Annotated in this window: 17 protein-coding genes; 7 read left to right on the top strand and 10 right to left on the bottom strand. The window is 61.8% G+C overall.

Features of this window, described 5'->3' with window-relative positions; genetic code table 11:
• Positions 1-20: 20 nt before the first annotated feature.
• The 3 genes from J2045_RS11510 to J2045_RS11500 all read right to left on the bottom strand — a co-directional run bounded on the left by J2045_RS11510 (position 21) and on the right by J2045_RS11500 (position 2,300).
• The gene (locus tag J2045_RS11510) at positions 21-545 is read right to left on the bottom strand and encodes a lytic transglycosylase domain-containing protein (protein WP_307372895.1); all 525 of its coding nucleotides are present in this window, start codon (positions 543-545) and stop codon (positions 21-23) included.
• A 259-nt stretch (positions 546-804) separates the two neighbouring features.
• On the bottom strand, positions 805-1,566 hold the full coding sequence (locus J2045_RS11505; protein WP_307372893.1) for an N-acetylmuramoyl-L-alanine amidase: 762 nt from the start codon (positions 1,564-1,566) through the stop codon (positions 805-807).
• The gene (locus J2045_RS11500; RefSeq protein WP_307372891.1) at positions 1,563-2,300 is read right to left on the bottom strand and encodes a J domain-containing protein; all 738 of its coding nucleotides are present in this window, start codon (positions 2,298-2,300) and stop codon (positions 1,563-1,565) included. Before J2045_RS11500 ends, J2045_RS11505 begins: the two co-directional genes overlap by 4 nt.
• A 318-nt stretch (positions 2,301-2,618) precedes the next feature.
• Between J2045_RS11500 and J2045_RS11495 the strand changes: the two genes are divergently transcribed.
• From J2045_RS11495 to J2045_RS11485, 3 genes are all read left to right on the top strand, one after another.
• Positions 2,619-3,833: a pyrophosphate--fructose-6-phosphate 1-phosphotransferase gene (locus J2045_RS11495; RefSeq protein WP_307372889.1), complete on the top strand. Its 1,215-nt coding sequence runs from the start codon at positions 2,619-2,621 to the stop codon at positions 3,831-3,833.
• A gap of 46 nt (positions 3,834-3,879) precedes the next feature.
• Positions 3,880-4,515, top strand: coding sequence for a LysE family translocator (locus J2045_RS11490; protein WP_307372887.1), 636 nt, complete (start codon positions 3,880-3,882; stop codon positions 4,513-4,515).
• Positions 4,516-4,647: 132 nt separating this feature from the next.
• Positions 4,648-5,619 (top strand): lytic transglycosylase domain-containing protein, encoded by a 972-nt coding sequence (locus tag J2045_RS11485; protein WP_307372885.1) that lies wholly within the window; start codon positions 4,648-4,650, stop codon positions 5,617-5,619.
• A gap of 15 nt (positions 5,620-5,634) precedes the next feature.
• Here the strand turns inward: J2045_RS11485 and J2045_RS11480 are convergent, their stop codons facing one another.
• Together J2045_RS11480 and J2045_RS11475 are read right to left on the bottom strand one after the other, a co-directional pair.
• On the bottom strand, positions 5,635-7,002 hold the full coding sequence (locus J2045_RS11480; RefSeq protein WP_307372884.1) for a serine hydrolase domain-containing protein: 1,368 nt from the start codon (positions 7,000-7,002) through the stop codon (positions 5,635-5,637).
• A gap of 89 nt (positions 7,003-7,091) precedes the next feature.
• Positions 7,092-8,663, bottom strand: a complete 1,572-nt coding sequence (locus tag J2045_RS11475; RefSeq protein ID WP_307372882.1) for a putative bifunctional diguanylate cyclase/phosphodiesterase — start codon at positions 8,661-8,663, stop codon at positions 7,092-7,094.
• A gap of 139 nt (positions 8,664-8,802) precedes the next feature.
• Between J2045_RS11475 and J2045_RS11470 the strand changes: the two genes are divergently transcribed.
• The 4 genes from J2045_RS11470 (at position 8,803) to J2045_RS11455 (ending at position 12,929) form a co-directional block, all read left to right on the top strand.
• Positions 8,803-10,053 carry a BtaA family protein gene (locus J2045_RS11470; RefSeq protein WP_307372880.1) on the top strand — a complete coding sequence of 417 codons (1,251 nt, stop codon included), beginning with the start codon at positions 8,803-8,805 and terminating at the stop codon, positions 10,051-10,053.
• Entirely contained in the window at positions 10,050-10,718 is a 669-nt protein-coding gene (locus J2045_RS11465) for a class I SAM-dependent methyltransferase (RefSeq protein ID WP_307372879.1), read from the top strand. The genes J2045_RS11470 and J2045_RS11465 overlap by 4 nt, the downstream gene beginning before the upstream one ends.
• A 139-nt stretch (positions 10,719-10,857) precedes the next feature.
• Positions 10,858-11,637: a glycoside hydrolase family 25 protein gene (locus J2045_RS11460; RefSeq protein WP_307372876.1), complete on the top strand. Its 780-nt coding sequence runs from the start codon at positions 10,858-10,860 to the stop codon at positions 11,635-11,637.
• Positions 11,638-11,741: 104 nt separating this feature from the next.
• Positions 11,742-12,929: a lytic murein transglycosylase gene (locus tag J2045_RS11455; RefSeq protein WP_307372874.1), complete on the top strand. Its 1,188-nt coding sequence runs from the start codon at positions 11,742-11,744 to the stop codon at positions 12,927-12,929.
• 503 nt (positions 12,930-13,432) lie between these two features.
• Here J2045_RS11455 and metF read toward each other — a convergent pair.
• The 5 genes from metF to J2045_RS11430 all read right to left on the bottom strand — a co-directional run bounded on the left by metF (position 13,433) and on the right by J2045_RS11430 (position 21,557).
• On the bottom strand, positions 13,433-14,341 hold the full coding sequence (metF, locus tag J2045_RS11450) for a methylenetetrahydrofolate reductase [NAD(P)H] (protein WP_307372872.1): 909 nt from the start codon (positions 14,339-14,341) through the stop codon (positions 13,433-13,435).
• On the bottom strand, positions 14,342-15,349 hold the full coding sequence (locus tag J2045_RS11445; protein WP_307372870.1) for an ArsR/SmtB family transcription factor: 1,008 nt from the start codon (positions 15,347-15,349) through the stop codon (positions 14,342-14,344).
• A 182-nt stretch (positions 15,350-15,531) separates the two neighbouring features.
• Entirely contained in the window at positions 15,532-17,808 is a 2,277-nt protein-coding gene (locus J2045_RS11440) for a methyl-accepting chemotaxis protein (protein WP_307372868.1), read from the bottom strand.
• A 188-nt stretch (positions 17,809-17,996) separates the two neighbouring features.
• Positions 17,997-19,646 carry an energy-dependent translational throttle protein EttA gene (gene ettA, locus J2045_RS11435; protein WP_307372866.1) on the bottom strand — a complete coding sequence of 550 codons (1,650 nt, stop codon included), beginning with the start codon at positions 19,644-19,646 and terminating at the stop codon, positions 17,997-17,999.
• 126 nt (positions 19,647-19,772) lie between these two features.
• Positions 19,773-21,557: a hypothetical protein gene (locus J2045_RS11430; protein ID WP_307372864.1), complete on the bottom strand. Its 1,785-nt coding sequence runs from the start codon at positions 21,555-21,557 to the stop codon at positions 19,773-19,775.
• Positions 21,558-21,613 lie beyond the last annotated feature (56 nt).

Here is a 21,613-nt window from a genome sequence, read left to right as displayed (position 1 = left end):
GGATCGGGCATGGGTCTTTGTCAATCGCCGATCAGCGCGATGACCTTGCCGCAATAGCGCTTCGAGATCGGGTTCATGCGCTTGGCGCCATGGCCGGCATTGTAGCGCAGGATCGTGCCACAGGTTTCGCCACCACCCAGTTCATGGGCCATCGAGAGATACTTCATGCCATAGCGGATGTTGGTTTCGGGATCGTAGAGCCCCTTGGTTTTCCCCCGATAGCCCATGGCCCGAGCGGTAGCCGGCTTGATCTGCATCAGCCCCACCTCCCCGGCACTGCCGCGCGCCTTCGGATTGAAGTTGCTTTCGATCCGGACCACGGCATGAGCAAGATCGACGGGAACGCCATAGGCCTTGGCATATTTCGAGATGATGGCGCCGTAGGGGCTCTTCGAGAAGGCGGGGGCAGCGGGGTAGCCGGCATCCCGGGTGATCGTCTTCAGCGGCTTCTTGAAGCGGCGCTCCTCGCTGCCGGCGAGCGCTGACTGGGCGTGAGACAAAAGAAGAGCGAGGCATGCCGCAGCAGCAACAAGTCGTCGTGTCATGGGAAGGTTCAGTCTCCAATCGAGCAACCGAAATCCGGCACGCGTCAAAGCGGACGCAAGCTTGCGTCGCGAGCCCTCACCGGGCCGCCCGTTTCGGTTCTCTGAAGTTGATGTTTGCGCCGGGTTCTTCTGCGAACCACCGGCGCCGTTCAGCCCGTCCTTTAGAGCGACCCAATGAGGAATTCCTGTGGCACTGCAACAAATAGCAGCGCGGCGGGTTGATTTCCCCGGTCAGGAAGGCGGCAGCGGCAGGCATTTTTCAGGTGAAACGAGGCAGAGCAGCCAGCAGGCGATGCAGCGTCTCTATGGTCGAACTATCGGCCACACCATCAACCTTGGCTTGCCGGAAGTGCCGCTGGAATGCAGCGACCACGGCCTCGGTGCTGACGCAGAATTCGCCAGAAATTTCAATCCCATAACCATAGAGCGACAGCATGGACTGCAGGGCCTCGACAGGCTGCCCCCGGTCACCCCGCTGGAAGAACCGTCCCCCTGCGATCGGAGCAGGCGCCACCCAATGACCCACCCCTGCCCGATGGAGCTTCTCCCAGGGGAAATTTTCACCCGGATCCACCTTACGTATGGGCGCCACATCGGAGTGCGCAAGCACCCGATCAGGGGCTATCCCATGACGTTCGACGCATTCGAGACATAATTCGATGACGGATTCGATCTGTCTGTCGGGGTAGTCGGGCAGGCCCGCCGGATGTCCGGCATTGGCGATCTCTATGCCGATGGAACGCGAATTGATGTCCACCTCTCCGGCCCAGTTGCTCTTGCCCGCATGCCAGGCCCGCCGCGATTCGGGGACCATCTGCACAACACGTCCGTCTTCATGGACGATATAGTGGCTGGATACCTGGCTCTCAGGATTGCAGAGCCAGGCCTGCGCCCCTTCGGCTGACGGCATGCCAGTGTAGTGCAGGAGAAGAATATCCGGCCGCTCGACCTCGAGACGCTCACCATGATTGGGCGACGGACAGACCTCCGCACGCCCATAGTCGGCTGCAAACGAAGTCATGCTGCCCGGCGCGCTTTCTCGATCGCCGAGTAAGCGGCGTTGAAGCTCGCCATCCGATGGTGGGCAACTGCGTGGAACTCAGTCGGCACACCCCGGGCATGCAGCCGGTCCGGATGATTCTCGGCGGCGAGCGCGCGGTAGCGCTTGCGAATGGTTGCAAAATCGTCGGACGGCTTCACGCCGAGAACGCCATAGGGATCCCCATCCTGATGGATGTGCCGCTCGGTGAGCGACGCGAACCGTTCATCCGAGATGCCAAACAATTCGGCGATCCGGGCCAGAAAGGCCAGCTCCTTCTCGTGCACCAGACCGTCCGCCTTGGCGATGTGGAACAACGCGTCGATGATGTCTTCCAGGACAGGGCAGAACTCGTCACAGGTCCGGCACATGCCCGCGAGGTTTCTGGCATAGGTCTCGAAGCCGGCCACGTCCTGACGTGCGAGATTGTAGAGACGCGCAACATTGCGGGCTTCCTCCGGCGGAAACTCGAATATCCTGCGAAAGGCTTCGACCTCGGCATTCGACACTATTCCGTCTGCCTTCGCCATCTTGGCGGAAAGCGCAATGATCGCCACCGAAAAGGATACACGACGCCGCGTTTCTGGGTCGCCCTCGAAGACCGTGCGCACGGTCTCGACGATGCTGCCGATCACATTGCCGGCCGCCTCTCCGATTGCGCCCAGCAAACGGTCCCAGAATGACGATATTTGTTCGCAGGCGAAATCGAAGATCATGTCGGAAGCTTGACCAAATATGCCTCGAAAAAGCAAGGAGCGGAGACCTCGGGCAAGGATTAAAGTTTCTTCATCTTGAATGGGTTTCGCTGAATGCGACCTTCCAGGGACCGGCACCCCGGCACGACTGCTTATCCACAGTTCCCCTCCCGCCGTGCCGCTGCAATTGAATCGATTATATTCGACATCGCCACCCTGAAGTCAGCGAAACGCCCGTTTTCCTTGATTTTTTGGCTTTACAGCCCGCCCCGCCTGTCGCATCCATTTGCCACCTGAACAGTCAGCAAGACGGGCAATGATGGAGCCCGAGGAGGATCGATGGCCAAGCAGAAAGTCGCGATGTTGACCGCAGGGGGGCTCGCTCCCTGCCTCTCGTCCGCCGTCGGCGGATTGATCGAGCGCTATACGGACATCGCACCTGATGTCGAGCTCATCGCCTACAAGTCCGGCTTCCGTGGCCTGTTGATGGACTACAAGATCGAGATCACGAAGGAGATGCGTGAGAAGGCGCATGTCCTGCACCGGTACGGCGGCTCGCCAATCGGCAACAGCCGCGTGAAGCTGACGAATGTCGCCGATTGCGTCAAGCGCGGCCTCGTCAAGGAAGGCGAGAACCCCTTGCGGGTCGCAGCTGAACGCCTTGCGGCAGACGGCGTGACCATCCTGCACACCATCGGCGGTGACGACACCAACACCACTGCGGCTGACCTCGCCGCCTATCTTGGCGCCAACGGCTACAACCTCACCGTGGTCGGCCTGCCAAAGACCGTGGACAACGACGTCTACCCGATCAAGCAGACGCTCGGCGCCTGGACGGCAGCGGAGGTCGGCGCCCGCTTCTTCGATCACGTTTCGAACGAACAGAGCGCTTCCCCGCGCACCCTCGTCATCCACGAGGTCATGGGCCGCCATTGCGGCTGGCTGACGGCGGCCACGGCGCGCGCCTACATCCAGCGCACCCGGCACAATGAGTATATCGAAGGCTTCATGATGAACCAGGAGCTGAAGAATATTGACGGCCTCTACCTGCCGGAGACCCACTTCGACATGGAGGGCGAAGCCAGGCGTCTGAAGGAGATCATGGACCGCACCGGCTTCGTCACGCTTTTCGTCTCGGAAGGCGCCTGCATGGACGAGATCGTTGCGGATCGTGAAGCCGCCGGCGAAGAGGTCAAGCGCGACGCCTTCGGCCATGTGAAGCTTGACACCATCAATGTCGGCAACTGGTTCCAGAAGCACTTCGCCAAGCTTCTCGATGCGGATCGCTCCATGGTTCAGAAGTCTGGCTATTACGCCCGCTCGGCTCCGGCCAATTACGAGGATCTGCGCCTGATCCAGAGTATGGTCGATCTCGCGGTGGAAAGTGGCCTGAACAAGGTCTCCGGCGTGACCGGCCACGATGAGGATCAGGGCGGACGCTTGCGCACAATCGAGTTCCCGCGCATCAAGGGCGGCAAGCCCTTCGATCTCGAAACACCGTGGTTCAAAGAAGTGATGGACTATCTCGGCCAGAACTACCGCCCGATCCATTGACCTCGCGGCGGAAAGCTGGCTTCCTCTTGAAGGAGGAGTGAGTGTTATGCCCCATGCCACCTGGATCCTGTTCGCAGTCGTTGCAACGGCCATGCTTCTTGTGCCTGGCCGGTCGAAACGTCTGGTGCTGTCCTATGCTCTCGCGCATGGCCGCAAGAGCGCTTTCGCCACAGTGACCGGCGTCGCGCTCGGCGCCGCGCTCACGGCATCGGTGACACTGGCGACTTCCTGGGCGGTGTTGACACTGTCGAGCTGGGCCTTCGCGGTCCTGCAATGGATCGGCCTCGCCTTCCTCGTCCTCTTGGTCATCGGTTTCTCGCGCGCTCCCGTAGGCACCGGACCGATCGCAGACAACGATAACTTGCGCGAGGAAAAGCCTCTGCGAGTCATCCTGCACAGTTTCGAGAGCGAAGCCCGGGATCCGCGCACCAACCTGCTGACCGCCGCACTTCTGCCTCAATTCCTGCTGCCGGAGCTACCGTTCCTCCCCCAGGCGATCGCCCTTGGCAGCATCTTCGTGCTCGTCGCGGCGATGACGTGCCTGCCCTATGCGCTGATGGCGGAGAAGGCACGGAAAACCCTGAAAAAGCATGCGGTTCGTCGAACCGTGAATCGGTCGGGCGGAACCGTGCTGATCGCGGCAAAGGCAGTCACCGCCGGCTATCGCAAGATTGCGGCCTGAGCCAGCGAGGCCAGGTGAATTGCCGACTGGACCGCAAGCTTGCCGCAATCTCGGGCATAGATTAAGAAATCAGAACGAACCATCCGGTGATTTGCTGGGGCCGTTCGCGTGCATCTCGTAACGGATAGTGGCATGAACGTCAGAACCGACCGCGGCATTGCTCTGTGCATGGCTGCTTCATTGTTGGCTGGATTGGGCGGATGCACCGCGATCGATGACAGCGTGAAGGCTGATTTCGCCTCCGCGCCCGTCGCAAATCCGAAGTCGCCCGAAATGCTGGCCGCGTCGGCTGCCGAAGCTGCGACCAGCGGCACGGCTGCCCCGGTGAGTTCGGTGATGTCCCCGGCGCAATTGGCAGCCGCCAATCCCGGACCGCCCCAGATCATTCCTGGGACCGAGACCGCCGCGCCGATCCCGTTGCTCAAAGCGTCCGCACTGTCACCGACGACACAGCAGACCGCTGCCACGGAGGCGCTTGCCATGGTGACGTCGCCCGATTCGTCCTTGCCGGTCGGCCAGGAAATGGCGGCCGCGACTGCCCAGACTCAGGCGATTGTAGCACCTCCGGGTATCGCACCATCCGCGGCTCTGGCGCCGGGGGCAGGCAACGCCGCGGCCGGCGAACAGGCACCCGTGATTCTCGCCTATGCCGCCCCGCTCCGCGCCACGGCATTGACCAGCTTCGGCGACCCCTTCGACATCTCCCCACCCGGCGAACCGGAGACGCTCGCATCCGACCGGAAGCCGGAAACAATCGGACCGACCCGCCTCAATGCGCTGATCGAGAAATACTCCAAGCTCTACGAGATCCCGGTTGATCTGGTGCATCGCGTCGTTCACCGAGAGAGCCGCTACAATCCCGAGGCCTACAGCAAGGGCAATTACGGCCTGATGCAGATCCGCTACAACACGGCAAGGGCCATGGGTTACAACGGACCGGCCGATGGTCTGTTCGACGCGGAGACCAACATCAAGTATGCAGTGAAGTACCTCAAGGGCGCCTGGCTTGTCGCAGAAAACGATCACGATCAGGCGGTTCGCCTCTACGCGCGAGGATATTATTACGATGCCAAGCGCAAGGGGCTGTTGCATCTGATGCAGTGACGCTCCCTGCGGTCGTCAGCGCAGGGCATGCCGCACGGCCTGCACCAGCTTTTGCGGCTTGTGATCCAGACGGCGCGGTGTGAGGCCAAGGCGCACGACAACCAAACGCTCCGAAGCAATGACTGCGATCGACTGGCCATCATGGCCAAGCATCCAGACCGTCTCGTCCGGCAGACCATGAACGCTGTCGTCGTCCTCCGGACCATTCTGCCAGGACTGGCCGTGCGTGTAGCGGCCGTCTGACACATCGGTCGGGCGCATCATCTGCGCGACGACACTGGGATTGATGAGCTGGCGTCCCGCCCACACACCGTTCTCTGCGACCAGCAAGCCGAAGCGTGCCCAGTCGCGGGCCGTGGCATAGAGGTAGGAACTGCCGACGAAGGTCCCGGTCTGATCGGCCTCCAGCACGGCACTGTGCATGCCGATGGCGTCGAAAAGCGCCTTGCGCGGGAAGGCGCGTGCTTCTGCCTGATCTTCGAAGTGTGACATCCAATAGCGGGAAATCAGCACGGTCTCGCCAGAGGAATAGTTGAAAAGGGTTGCCGGCGGCGCAGACGCCGGAAGCGAGGCGGCATAGGCCGCCATGTCGCGCTCCAGATAGAGCATCCGCGTCACGTCGGTGACGTCGCCATAACTCTCGTTGAAGGCAATGCCGCTCTGCATCGCCAGGAGATCGGCAAGCCGGATGTCCCGGCGGCCATCGCCGGACCAGGAGCCGAACAGGTCTCGCGCATCCGGGTCGATGAGCCCCTCGCCCTTGAGCATGCCGACCAGCGCTGCGGTCACGGTCTTGGTCATCGACCAGCCAAGCAGGGGCGTATTCCGGTTGAAGCCCGGCCCGTAAAGCTCTCCGACGATCCGACCATCCTTGATCACCACCACCGCCCGGGAACCCGGTCCGAGCAGTGCGGGATCGGCCAGCACGGCTGCGAGCCTCGGATCGGTTGCCGCCTCGCCCTCGCCTTCCGGCCATGGCAGGTTCGCGTCTACCGCCACGGCCTCTGCCGGAGGCGCGGTCAGTCGGCGCGCGGCGTCGACATCCGTAGCGTCCACATTGGCGCAGCCGAGACCGGGACGGTACAGCGCGAGCGAGGGTGCAACGACGCCGAGCATGGCGGTACGGACAAGTCTCCCTTCGAGATCAACATCGACGCTCACCAGTCGCAACAGCGGGTGGCCCGGCGCCTGCACATCGTCGCGCAGGACTTCGTCGGCGTCACGTCCGGCGATGAAGACATTCGAACAGATGATCTTCGCACCATAGCCGGTGCCCACCCGCAAAAGCTCAGGCGGAAATGCGACCAGCCAACCGGTGGCGACCACGCCAAGCCCGCCAACGGCGATCGCACCGCGCAAAACCCACTTCACCCAACCCGGCATCCATATCTCCTCAAACTTCCGTCATAAAAGCAGGAAAGCATGACGGAAGGACGGTCGACAAAGAAGAAAGCGGCTTTCCCGAACGCCGTTCAAGGCAGCGCAGGGCTTGTCGGTTGCACGAGCCGCTTCTGCAGGTACTCCATCACCTCTCCCGCAGCGAAGGGCTTGGCAAACAGGAAGCCTTGCGCTTCACCGATGCCGAGGAGCTTGATGAAGTCGAGCTGGTTCTTCGTCTCGATCCCCTCGATCGTCGTGCGGATCTGAAAGGTCTCGGACAGTTTATGCATCAGGTCGACCAGCTTTGCCCCCTGGCTCGTCTCCAGCATCTGACTCGCGAAGGATCGGTCAATCTTCAACTCGTCGAGGGGAAAGAGCCTGAGATTGTTGATGGAGGAGAAGCCGGTGCCAAAATCGTCAAGCGCGATCCGGACACCGCTCGACCGAAGTTCCGCCAGACTGCGGCAAACGAGATCGATGTCGACGGAGAAGACTGCCTCGGTCACCTCGATGGTGAGACGTTCAGGAGCGAGACCGGTCTCTGCAAGACAATCAAGAATATGCGTAACGAAGTTCGGATCCTTGAACTGGTCGCCAGAAACATTGACGCTGACGCCAGTCGGTGCCGGCCATGTCACAGCCGACGCACAAGCCTGCTGCACGACCCATTTTCCGATCGCCTGGATGATTCCCGTCTTTTCGGCGAGCGGAATGAAGATATCCGGCGTAATGAGCCCCCGTTTCGGGTGGCTCCAGCGCAGCAGCGCTTCGAGCGACCGAACCTCGCCGTTCTCAACACCGACGATTGGCTGGTACTCGAGATAGAATTCTCCGTCGAGCAACCCGCGCGCCAGATCGCGCTCGAGTTCAAGGCCGTCCCTGACCTGTCGTGCCAAAGCCTCGTCATAGAAAGCATGACTCGGGCCAAAGGCCTCCTTGGCACGGTAGAGAGCGAGGTCGGCTCGCTGCTGGAGCACCTTCACATCCCGGTCCTGCGCAGCGATCAGCGTCGCGCCGATGCTCACACCCGCCATGATCCGTCCATGCTCTAGCTCAAAGGGCTGCGCAAGCGCATGCTCGATCTCAAGGCAGACGAACTCTGCCACCGGTCGCCGGGATGCCTGCGGAAGGATGGCCGCAAATTCATCAGCACCCAGTCGGAACAGCAAGGCGCCGTCCCCGGCCGATTGGCGCAGCCGATCTGCAACGGCGACCAGAAGGGCATCGCCTGCCGCATGCCCCAAGGTATCATTGACATATTTGAATCGGTCGAGGTCGATCAAGAGAAGGGTGCCCGAGGACGTATCCGCGCTTCGCATGCGCACGCGCAGTGTCTCTTCGAGCGCTTGTCGATTCCCGAGGCCCGTCAGCTGATCAAAGCGCGACGCGACTGCGAGATCCGACGCCCCACCTTCAAGGCGCCTGATTCGATCCTGCAGCAGCGCCTCCCAGGCGGCGATCCGCCAGCCGACACCCGCTCCGACAAGCGGCAGGGCCGTCGCAGCGAGGAACGACCAGTCGAAGAGCAATTCTGTGGACAGGGCGGCAAGCCCGGATTGGGCAATGGCTGGCAGGACGACCGCTGCCGGCGCAATGGAGCCGCCGACAAAACCGGCGAAGCCATATCTTAGAGCCCGGCCGAGCGGGATTTCACTTAACATCATGTTAAACACCCCTAAAATAACTGAGGACAATTTGAACAAAATGAATTGAAATTCGGTTACTACCGCAAGTCTAAGCCGTCATCATACTGTAGCATGCGATCGCTAAACGCCGTCAAACCCAAGAGAACGGCGGATCGACATGACAGACATTGCACCGAATGCCGGGTTTCATCGAAACGAAAAGCTGAAGGATGCTCTGCTCCAGCATGCCCCCCTTTCAGCAGCCGGGCTCTCGGAGCGACTGTTTGGCCTGCTCTTCTCAGGGCTCGTCTACGCCCAGATCTGGGAAGATCCGGAGGTAGACATGGAGGCGATGGATCTGGCCGAGGGGGCCCGCATCGTGACCATCGGCTCCGGCGGCTGCAACATGCTCGCCTATCTGAGCCGGCGCCCGGCCTCTATCGAAGTGGTGGACCTCAACCCGAACCACGTCGCCCTCAACCGTCTGAAGCTCGCCGCCTTTCGCCATCTGCCTGATCACGCATCGGTTCGCCGATTGCTGGGTGAGCCGTCGGTCAAGACCAATGCCCACATGTACCATCGGCATGTGGCGCCCCATCTCGACGCCGGGACCCGCGACTACTGGGAAGCGCGAGATCTCATGGGTCGCCGCCGCATCACGGTCTTCAACCGCAACATCTATCGCACCGGCCTTCTCGGTCGTTTCATTGCGCTCGGCCATCTGATTGCCCGCAGCCACGGCGTAAGATTGGAAGAGCTGGCCGAGACCCGGTCACTGCGCGAACAGCGCCTCTTCTTCGACAATCGAATCGCGCCGCTGTTCGACAAGCCGCTGATCCGCTGGCTGACCCGCCGCAAGAGCTCGCTCTTCGGTCTGGGCATTCCTCCGCAGCAATATGACGAACTCGCCTCGCTTGCCGAGGACGGGACGATCGCACCCGTGCTGCGCCACCGCCTGGAGAAGCTCGCATGCCACTTCCTGCTGCGCGACAACTATTTCGCATGGCAGGCCTTCATGCGTCGCTATCCGAAGCCGGAGGAAGGCATTTTGCCGACTTACCTGCAGGAAAGGCACTATTCGGCCATCCGTGAAACAGCGTCCCGGGTGACAGTCCATCATGCGAACTTCACCGAACTGCTTGCAGGAAAACCGGCCGCCAGCGTCGACCGCTACGTGCTGCTCGACGCGCAGGACTGGATGACCGAGCGCCAGCTCAACGACCTCTGGAGCGAAATCAGCCGGACGGCAGCCGACGGCGCGCGCGTGATCTTCCGGACAGCCGCCGAAGAGAGCATCCTGGACGGCAAGCTCGAGCCGGCGATCCCGGGGCAATGGCATTACCAGGCGGAACGCTCGCAGGCACTGACCAAGCAGGACCGCTCGGCGATCTACGGCGGCTTCCATATCTACGAGAAGCGGCCCGTATGAACGAGAGCCCTGCGGTGCTGACGGCCGGTGATGCGCGCGACCATGCCCTGCGCATGGACCGGATGTACCGCTACCAGCGGCATATCTACGATCTGACGCGGAAATACTATCTGCTCGGCCGAGACCACATGATCGCACGGCTGGGCATTCCCTCCGGCGGCTCTCTGCTCGAAGTCGGCTGCGGCACCGGTCGGAACATGGTCCTTGCACGCCGCCATCACCCGACAGCCATGCTCTACGGCCTCGACATCTCTGCCGAAATGCTCGCAACGGCACGGGCAAAATTCGCCGGAGAGCGCGTTCCACCACGCTTCGAAGTGGGTGATGCAACCGCCTTCACTGCAGCGGACTTCGGCCAGACCGGCTTCGACCGGGTGATGATCTCCTATGCTTTGTCGATGATCCCCGACTGGCCGGCGGCAATCGACAGGGCGATCGCGGCGCTGGGGCCCGAAGGTGCTCTGCACATTGTCGATTTCGGCCAGCAGGAACGCCTGCCCCGCGCCTTCCGCACAGGACTCCAGGCCTGGCTCACGCGCTTCCACGTCACCCCGCGCCCGGATCTGCGCGCGGTGCTTGAAGAACGCGCAACCGCCAACGCCCTGAAGCTGACCTTCGAGCCGCTGTGGCGCGGCTACGCGTGGCATGCTGTTCTCGCCCGCTGACGGTCGCGCTTTCAGGACAGCATTGCATCTCCCCTGATTTTGACCATGATGGATGCAGAGTTGCATCGTCTCGCCGCGCGTTTTCCTTGTCGTGCGGTATGGAGGCGTGGCTCTTCAATCCTTAGCCGACGGACCCTTCATGCGGTGGCTTTCTACAACGCTTTTTCCGCTCTGCTTCGCACTCGCGGCCTGCACGTCCAGCTCCTACGACTTCCTGGAAACGGCATCGGTCACGCCACGCTTCCAGGACACCGACCCACAGCATTTCGACGGCAAGACACCGCACCGGCATGATGTCCACGGCATTGACGTGTCCAAGTGGAATGGCGATGTCGACTGGCGACAGGTGCGCAAATCGGGCGTCTCCTTCGCCTTCATCAAGGCGACAGAAGGCAAGGACCGGGTCGATCCGCGCTTCCACGAATACTGGCAGGGAGCCCGCGCCGCCGGCCTGCCTCATGCTCCCTATCACTTTTACTATTTCTGTTCCTCGGCCGACGAGCAGGCCGACTGGTTCATCCAGAACGTTCGACGCGAATCGATCCACCTGCCGCCAGTCATCGACGTGGAATGGAATCCGAGTTCGCCAACCTGCCGCTTCCGGCCGGATGCCGCCACCGTCCGCAGCGAGATGCAGCGCTTCATGCAGCGCATCGAGGCGCATTACGGCAAGCAAGCGATCATCTACACCTCCGTCGACTTTCACCGGGAAAACCTCGTGGGCGCTTTCCAGGATCATCATTTCTGGGTTCGCGCTGTGGCCCAGCACCCCAGCGAAATATATCCGGACCGCCGATGGGCCTTCTGGCAGTATACGTCGACGGGCGTGGTTCCCGGCATTCGCGGCGAGACGGACATCAATGTCTTTGCCGGCACCAGAAAGAATTGGCAAAACTGGGTAGCAGCTGTCTCGAAATGATCGCAAACGCTGCCTAGACGTCTCGTCTGACAGGCTAGGGCTGCGGATCTCGCGCGCTTGAGGCCAAGACACTTCACATTCATGACCACTCGAAGGATCAACTGATGAAAAACGCCCTGCGTCGTGTGCTTCCTCTGGCTCTCCTCCTTGCTTCGACCGGCCTCGTCCAGGCGCAGCAGCAATGCGGTGGCGATCTCGCGGCCTTCCTCGCAGGCGTCAAGGCCGAAGCGGTTTCTGCCGGCACACCGGCCGAGATCGCCGACAAGGCACTTGCAGGTGCCGTGATTGATCAAAAGGTTCTGTCCCGCGACCGTTCGCAGGGTGTCTTCCGCCAGACCTTCCTGGAATTTTCCGGCCGCACGGTGAGCCAGGCGCGCCTCGACATCGGTCGGAAGAAGATCAAGGACTTCGCCGAAGTCTTTGCGCGCGCCGAGCAGGAATACGGCGTACCACCGGGTGTGATTACCGCGTTCTGGGCGATGGAGACCGACTTCGGCGCCGTTCAGGGTGACTTCAACACCCGCAACGCCCTTGTCACGCTGGCGCATGACTGCCGCCGGCCAGAACTCTTCCGCCCACAATTGCTGGCACTCATCAAGATGGTCGAGCATGGCGATCTGGAGCCGGCCAGCAACACCGGTGCCTGGGCGGGCGAGATCGGTCAGGTGCAGATGCTGCCCAGAGATATCATCGAGTTCGGCATCGACGGTGATGGCGACGGCCATGTGAACGTGAAGCAGAGCAGCCCGGACGCCATCCTGACGGCCGCCAAGTTCATCCAGCATCTCGGCTTCAAGCGTGGCGAGCCATGGATCCAGGAAGTGACGATCCCGGACAACCTGCCGTTCGAGAAATCCGGTCTTGGTGGCACGCTGACCGCCGGCGAATGGTTCACCCTTGGAGTCCAGCCGCGCGATGGCAACACCGCCTTCTCGTCGCTACCGGCCGCCCTGGTGCTGCCGCAGGGCCGCAAGGGGCCAGCCTTCATCACCTATCCGAACTTCAACATCTATCTCGAATGGAACCAGTCCTTCATCTACACGACCTCGGCGGCCTATTTCGCAACCCGCTTCGGCGGCGCGCCGGTCTACCAGAAGGGCAATCCCGAACCGGGCCTTGACGTTGATCAGATGACAGCGCTTCAGACGAAACTGCAGGGGCTGGGACACGATGTCGGCAAGATCGACGGCATCCTCGGCGCCGGCACGCGCGTGGCCGTCCAGAAGGAACAGCAGCGGGTAGGCCTTCCTGCCGATGGCTGGCCGACACCAGCACTCCTGAGCGCGCTCTGAAACAACCGACGGCACACTGTCGAAAGAGCCGGGGTGGCACAGCCGCCCCGGCTTTTTTCTTGGATCCGGCGCACCGTCGGCAGGTCCTGCTGCAGCGCATTAATCGGCGCAAAACCGCTCCACCGGGCCTCACGGAGGTTAAACTTCATTAACAAGACGAGATAGAAGTAAAGCATTGATCTGAAAGACTTATCCTGAAAGCGCGATCAGTTATCCACTGCCCCTCGCCGCAGCGCAGCACAGAATTGGCTTTGCGCCGACACAAATCGGACATACTATCTAACGGTCAACGCAAGGAGGCACACATGGGACTGACCAATTCAATCAATGTCCTGATCGTCGGTGCGGCGTTTGTTTTCATAGCCACGATGCTGTTCATCTGACCCTGGTCTGATGAACCACAAGCCATGAGACGGCCGGCCAAGGCCTCTCCAGCAAACATGCTTTAAAGTTTAAAGAAGGCGCATGACACGGACCGTCATGCGCCTTTTTCCATGGGTTCGTCAGGCCGCTGCGCCGGACATCCGGGCGACACGCCCCTTGATACCGAGACGCTCCAGCATCGCGATGGTCAGCGGCGCCCGGTTCATCGTGTAGATGTGGAATTCATTGACGCCGCGCTGCGCGAGGTCAGCAATCTGTTCTGCAGCCACGTCGGCAGCGACAGCCGCACGCGCCATCGCATCGCCCTCCGTCCCTTCGAAACGAGCGTCGAGAACCGCAGGGACGGTCGCTCCGCACATGGACGCAAAGCGCTTGAGTTGGGTGAGATTCTGGATCGGCATGATGCCCGGGACGATCGGGATCGTGATACCAGCGGCCCGCACCCGGTCCAGGTAACGCTCGAAGATGTCGTTGTCGAAGAAGAACTGCGTCAGAGCCCGCGTGGCACCGGCATCCACCTTTTTCTTCAGCATGTCGAGATCAACTGAATCGCTTTCGCTCTCGGGATGGCGCTCCGGATAGGCGGAGACAGAAATCTCGAAGTCGCCCATGTCCCGCAGCCCGGCAACCAGATCAGCCGCATTGGCAAAGCCGCCCGGATGGGGGGCATAACGCGTACCAACCCCACCCTGAGGATCGCCGCGGAGCGCGACGAAATGACGAACGCCCGCCGCCTGGAACTCCTCGACGACCGTCTGCACCTCTTCCCGCGTGGCTCCAACACAGGTTAGGTGCGAGGCAGTTGCCAAAGGGGTATCTTCGATGAGCCGCTTGACCGTCGAAAGTGTCGGTTCACGCGTCGTGCCCCCTGCCCCGTAGGTTACCGAGACGAAATCGGGCTCAAAGGGCTCAAGCGCGCGCACGGTCTGCCAGAGCTGCTCCTCCATGTCCGGCGACTTCGGCGGGAAGAACTCGAAGGAGACCTTGAGGTCGGATGTCTTGGCGATCGGTCGCTCGGGTTTGGTCATTTATCTGCTCCCGGTCAAGGCAAGAGGTTGGTCCTGGACGGCATGTTGTGCGGGCCCGCCGCGACGGGCCAGCCAGATGGTCACGGTGAGGCCCCGTCCGGCGGAAGTCTCGGGCGGAAGGTCGGTGACACCCTCGACCTTGAGGCCCTGGCGGTTCAGCCATTCGGCCATCACGCCGTGCGAGAAGCCAAGCCGCACATGGGCGTGTTCGTCGCGCAAATACTCATGCGCATGCGGCGCGAGATCGATGATCGCCAACCGTCCGCCGGGCTTCAGCATCCGCGCGGCCTCGGCAAGCGCAAGCTCCGGTTCTTCCAGGAAGTGAAGGACCTGATGGATCGTGACCAGGTCGAAGTCACCGGCATCGAGCGGCAGGTTCAGAATGTCGCCATGCCGGACACTGGCCGACAGGATACCTTCCTTGTCGAGATTTGATCGGGCAACGGCCAGCATGTCGCGGCTTGCATCGATCCCGATCGCGCGGCGATAGCGGGGGGAGAGCAATTGCAGGATCCGACCGGTGCCAGTGCCGAGATCCAGCATGGCCTCGACGGCTTCGATTCCGACGAGCCGAAGGAGCGCAGCCTCGACATCGGCGTCATTGACATGCAGGCGCCGCAATTCGTCCCATTCGGAGGCGTTGCGGCTGAAATAGGCCTGTGCCTTCTCCGCCCTCGCCCGCTTGACGGCGGCCAGACGGTCGCGGTCGCGCTGGAGCACCGGGTCACTGCCTTCGGCCTGACCGAGCAGAAGGCCGATGAGCGCCGCCCCTGCTCCGTCCTGCTTCAAGCGGAAATAGGCCCACGCCCCTTCCTGATAGCGATCGATCAGGTCAGCCTCGGCGAGCAGCTTCAGATGACGCGAGATCCGAGGCTGCGACTGCCCCAAAATTTCGGTAAGATCCGTAACCGTCAGGTCACCGGAGGAAAGCAATGTCAGGAGACGGAGCCGCGTGGGCTCCCCCGCAGCCTTCAACAAATCCACCAGAGTATCGACGCCGAGTCTCATTCGCATCACCGCAATAACCACATAAAGATATGTTTATGTCTTATCGCAGATTGATGCAAGTCGAAAGTTCACGACAGGACTCGGTTGTCCAAACAGAAACGGCCGCCCCGAAAGGGACGGCCGCAGGATCATGAAGACAAGAATATCGGAGCCATCCGAGCGAAAAGGTTGCCTGCCGAGGCTCAGAACTCCTCCCAGCTGTCGCGAGCCAGCGCCGTATTCCCTGATGTCGCAGCCCGCATTGCCGTCCGGGCTGGAGGCGCAGGCATCGGCGCGGCACCGGCACGACGCACAGGCGTCACGCCGCGAGGCGCAGCTGCCGGCCCACCGGCAACCGCCTGTTCACCCGCCCTGAACTGGCTGAGCAGTTCGGCAAGGCTCGCCGCCTCCTGAGCGAGCCCGGCAGACGCCGCATTCATTTCCTCGACCATGGCCGCGTTCTTCTGTGTCGCCTGGTCCATGTGGTTGACCGCCTGGTTGACCTCGCCGAGGCCGACCGACTGTTCCTGTGCGGCAGAGGCAATCGCATCCATATGCTCGTTGATCGCCTGCACCAGACCGGCGATTGCAGTCAGCCCGTCGCCGGTCTCGTTGACCAGCTTCACGCCCTCGCTGACCGCCACTTCCGAATTGCCGATCAGCGCCTTGATCTCCTTGGCCGCATTCGCCGAGCGCTGCGCAAGCTCGCGCACCTCCTGGGCAACCACCGCAAAGCCCTTGCCGGCTTCACCCGCACGTGCGGCTTCGACACCTGCATTCAGCGCCAGAAGGTTGGTCTGGAAGGCGATCTCGTCGATCACGCCGATGATCTGGCTGATCTGCTTCGACGCGTGCTCGATCCGCTCCATGGCGGTCACGGCATTGCCGACCACCACGCCGGACTGCTCCGCACGGCTGCGTGTGGTGCGGACAATGTCGCGCGCCTCGCCGGTCCGCCGCGAAGTGGCCGTCACGTTGGAGGTGATTTCTTCGAGCGCCGCTGCAGTCTCCTCCAGCGAGGCCGCCTGCTGCTCGGTGCGCTTGGCGAGGTCATCGGAGGCATGCGAAATCTCGCCGGAGCCGCCGGACACGGCATGGGCCGAACGACCGACCGAGACAAGCACGCCGCGCAGCTGTTGCACGGATGTGTTGAAGTCGTGGCGCAGCGCCTCGAACTGCGGCGCGAACTGCTCGTCGATCTCGCACATCATGTCGCCCGAGGCCAGGCGTCGCAGCGCGGATGCCAGCGAGCCCGTGGCCTTGTTGAGGCGTTCTTCCGCCTCGGCCTCGGCTAGCCTCTGCACCTCTGCGCGCTCGAGTTCGGCCCGCTTGCGATTCTCGTCCGCCTCTGCTTCGAGCTCGGCGTTGCGGATCGCCGCCTCGCGGAATATCTCCACCGAGCGCGCCATGACGCCGATCTCGTCGAGACGGTCGGCAAAGGGAATGGCCGTCTCCCGGTCACCGTCGGCGAGTGTCTGCATCCGGCTGGCAGTAGAACGGATCATCTGCGACACCGCACGCACGACGAAGAAGAAGAGACCGAGCACGACCATCGTGACACCGATGGCGATCACGCCCCCCCTGACAAATTTCCCATAGAGGCTGTCGAGCTTCTGCTGCGCACCCGCGCTCAGCAGCGCATCCGTCTGACCGATCAGCTTTGCCATCATGCCAGCCTGGGCACCCGTCAGCTTGGCCCATTGCTCGCCGGAAGCGGCATCTGGCCCGGCAGGCGCGTTCTCCCACATCTTGCTGCGGCTCGCCTGCAAAAACTGTCCGTCCGGCCCGTCATGGAAGGCCTGGAATGGCTGGATCACCTCGGTCGGCAGAAACTCGAGCATCAACGGCGTAAAGCGGTCCCGCAACGCCTTGGCATGCAGAAGGAAGGAATACTGCTTCTGCTGCAGTGCAGTGCCCGTCAAATACTGCTCGCCCAGCCGGATCTCGATCAGACCGGAATCGTTGACCTGCATCAGCGCGTAATAGCCCTCGATCAGCCGCGCAAGTTCGAGGTCTTGAATGGTTCCACCTGAACGGCGCACGAGCTCCAGCCCCGCTGCCGAAGCCGGCTGCAGCACGAAGAGCGCCTCGTCGAATGTCGCAGCTCCGGCATCGACATTGCGACGGTAGGTTGCCAGTCCCTCTTCCTTGGAGATGATCAGGGAGAAGGCCTTCTCGATGGTTGCATCCTTCCCGCCCTGCGCCTGCCAGTCCGCATAGGCTGCTTTCAGCGCCGCGATCCCCTCATCGGCGGCCTTGCGGCGCTCGGTTCGGTTTTCCGGGGTCGCAAAGGCCTCGGCAGGCAGGACCTGCGCGATCCGCCCACCCGCCATGGCCAGTGTCTGGACGACCATCTGCCGGTCAAGCTGGACATACTGCTCATAGCTGTTCCAGACAGACGAAACGCTCAACCACAGGAAGGCGATCAGAGGCGCGGTTGCGATGAGATAGAGTTGTTTGCGAAGCGATAGCGCAGCCATAATGCCTCCTCGAGCAGCACAGGTCGTGGCGGCGGAACGCACCAGACCAAACGAGAAAACCGTACGCAACGCAAATTAAAGAATTGCTAAAATACGATAGGATTCAGGCCGGACTTCAAGGGGCAGAAACCAAAATGGCCGGCTCCTTTCGAAGCCGGCCACAGCGATCGTGGTCTTGTATGGATGGCTCAGCGCGTCAGGCGCTTGTAGGACTGGCTGCCGGGGTTGAGAGCATCCGGGCCCAGACGGCGGATCTTGTCCTGTTCGTAGTCTTCGAAGTTGCCTTCGAACCACTCGACGTGGCCGTCGCCCTCAAAGGCGAGGATATGCGTCGCCAGGCGGTCAAGGAACATGCGATCGTGGCTGATGATGATCGCGCAGCCGGCGAAGTTTTCGAGTGCCGTTTCCAGCGCACCCAGCGTTTCCGTGTCGAGGTCGTTGGTCGGTTCGTCGAGCAGCAGCACGTTGCCACCGGCCTTCAGCATCTTGGCCAGATGCACGCGGTTGCGCTGGCCACCGGAGAGGTTGCCGACCTTCTGCTGCTGATCGCCGCCCTTGAAGTTGAAGGCACCGCAATAGGCGCGGGAGTTCATGTCGAACTTGCCGAGCTTGATGATTTCGGCGCCGCCCGAAATTTCTTCCCAGACGGTCTTAGAACCATCAAGCGCATCGCGGCTCTGGTCGACATAACCGAGATGCACGGTGTCACCGACACGGATCGAACCGGCATCCGGCTTTTCCTGGCCGGTGATCATCTTGAACAGCGTCGACTTGCCGGCGCCGTTCGGACCGATGATGCCGACAATGCCGCCCGGCGGCAGCTTGATCGACAGATCGTTGATCAGTGTGCGGCCTTCAAAGCCCTTGGTGATGCCGTCGAGTTCGATGACCACCTGGCCGAGACGCTCGGAGACCGGAATGATGATCTGCGCATCGCCGGGACGGATGCCTTCGGCGGCATCCACCAGCTGCTCATAGGCCTTGATACGGGCCTTGGACTTCGCCTGACGGGCCTTCGGGCTGGATGCGATCCATTCCTGTTCGCGCGAGATCGCCTTCTGGCGGCCGGCCTCTTCGCGGTTTTCCTGAAGCATGCGCTTGGCCTTCGCCTGCAGGTAAGCGGAATAGTTGCCTTCGTACGGAATGCCACGGCCGCGGTCGAGCTCGAGGATCCAGCCGGTGACGTTGTCGAGGAAGTAGCGATCGTGGGTGATCATCATCACGGCACCCGGATAGTCGCGCAGGTGCTTTTCGAGCCAGGCGATGGTCTCGGCGTCCAAGTGGTTGGTCGGTTCGTCGAGCAACAGCAGATCCGGCTGCGACAGCAGCAGGCGGCAGAGCGCGATTCGGCGGCGTTCACCACCCGAAAGCAGGGTAACGTCGGCATCCTTGGGCGGGCAGCGCAGCGCTTCCATCGCCATCTCGACCTGCTGTTCCAGATCCCAGAGGTTCTGGCTGTCGATGATGTCCTGGAGCTTGGCGCCTTCTTCCGCCGTCTCGTCGGAATAGTTCATCATCAGCTCGTTGTAGCGATCGAGCACGGCCTGCTTGTCGGCAACGCCTTCCATGACGTTTTCGAAGGCGTTCTTGGCCGGATCGAGATGCGGCTCCTGCTCAAGATAACCAACGGTGGCGCCTTCGGCGAGCCAGGCTTCACCGGTGTATTCCTTGTCCTGACCGGCGATGATGCGCAGCACGGTCGACTTACCGGCGCCGTTCGGGCCGAGGATACCGATCTTGGCATCAGGATAGAACGAGAGATGGATGTTCTCGAGAATCTTCTTTGCGCCGTAGGACTTGCTAAGTCCCGACATGTGATAGATGAACTGGCGTGCCATGGGGTCTTGCTCCGGCGGGAATGGGAATTTGCCGCTATGTAGGCGAATTGCGTCGAGGGAGCAATGCAGACCGGGCCAGGATGCCGGGTTTTTCTGCCTCTTCCCCCCAGGAACCGGACCTCGCTATCACTTCAATGCGTCATGCGCGACCCGGTAGATCCTCAGGCGACCCGGCTCCGCCGTCGGAAGCGGCACCAGCCCCGGCCAGTCTTTCCCGCCGACCAGCGCGGCATAGAGCGGCGCCTCTTCGGACGCAACGGGGAAAGGCAACTGGCAGACCGCAATGTAATCGGCTTCATCAATTGCAGCCCGACGCATAGAAGCATCAGATCCAGCAAAGGCGGTGAAGCTGAGCCGGATGCCATTGGCTGCCCGATGAAACGGGATCGCCATAACCGATACACCGTCCGGCACATGCGCTGCCAGGGGAATACCAATCCCCAAAGGCGCCAGGACACGACCGGGTGCGAGCCCCGTCAGATCGCCGAAGTCCTCGCCGCGACAATCATCCATAGACATGAGCCAGACCGCGTCCTCCTCAACCGGACGATGAGGCACCAGGATATGGAGGCCAACCAAGGCAGTGGCCAGCACCAGGAGAGGTGTGATCACGACCGCCTTCGCCCATCGCCCCTGCGCCGTCGAGAGCATCTCCGCGCAGACCATGAGCGCCAGCGGCAGGAAAACAGGCATCAGCGCCGCAGGAAACCGGACATAGCGGATCAGGATCAGGGTCGTTACGAGGGAACTGCAGGCAAACAGAAAAGCAGCCCAGTGCCGCGCACTGCGTCGTGTCTCCTGCCGCCAGCAGGGACAAGCGAAGAAAGCGATGAGCGTCAAAAGCGCCAGCATCGCCAGCACGGCTGTCGTCGCTTGGCCCATCTGCCGAAATCCGAAAAGGCCTTGCTCCTGGCCGATCCGCTCGAACCAGTAAAAGCGGGAGACCGGATCGATCATCTGATAGGGGCCATCAAGGCAGGACGGAAACAGAAGAACGAGGCCGCAAGCGACAAGCACGCCGGAGACAGCAAGCGCCAGCAAGCGTGGCAGAGCCGTAGCTCCGTCTGGCAGGAGCAGGGCACAGAACCAGAAGCAGGCGCCAAAGCCACACAGGGCGGCAAGATACGGCGCGGAATACGCATCACATGCCGTCTGCAGCATGCCCGCAGGCCCCAGGAAAACCAGCCCGGAAACCAGCGATACCAGCATCATGGAGGCACCGGTCTCGGCCAATGTCTGGCGGGAGAACGGGACCCTCAGAACGTAACCCATCGCGACCAGCGCAAGGGCAACTGCAACGAACGGCAGGCATTCCAGACCGATGACGAGAGACAGGGCAGCACCCGTCCCGACGAAGCGGCCGCCGCGTCCCCCTTCCCGGGCCAGACCGAGCAGGATCATCATCATCGCCAGGATCTGGCCATTGTGGTGATCTATGCGCCCCGGTGAGAATTCGCCTGCCGCAAAGATCAGCACGAAACCGAGCACTAGCCAGACGGGAACACTAGGCGCCTCCGGAGACGTCAGGGCTTGCACCGTCCGCACCATGAGGCCGGTGAAGACAAGCAGCATGATCGGTGGCCAGACCTGCGTTGCGACAAGCAATGCAAGATCCAGCCCGAAGAATGGACCGAGGATCGCGGCAATCGCGGCATAGGGCAGATCAATCAGGCGCGACCATGGAGAGAGATAGATCTCGGGTGACTGGATCATCGGCAGACTGAGGTCATACCAGCCACCCGTCGCCATCAAATGCTTCAGTTGCAGGAGGCGCAGATCATCGTCGATGTCGCCGAAGAACGATGAACCGTCGAGCCTGTCAAAAGCCAGCATGAGCAGCAGCAGACCCGCGAGAACGACGAACGGCCGCAGACCCGCATCTCCGGTTGCCGATCGTTCATTCTCCACCATGCCTGTTCCCTGACCTTTCGCAAGACGCCACGGAAGCTAGACGCAAAGGCATGAAA

It is taken from the genome of Peteryoungia aggregata LMG 23059 (genome assembly GCF_030814435.1).
GTDB classification, from domain to species: Bacteria; Pseudomonadota; Alphaproteobacteria; order Rhizobiales; family Rhizobiaceae; genus Allorhizobium; species Allorhizobium aggregatum.
This window is presented reverse-complemented; position numbering and strand designations above follow the sequence as displayed.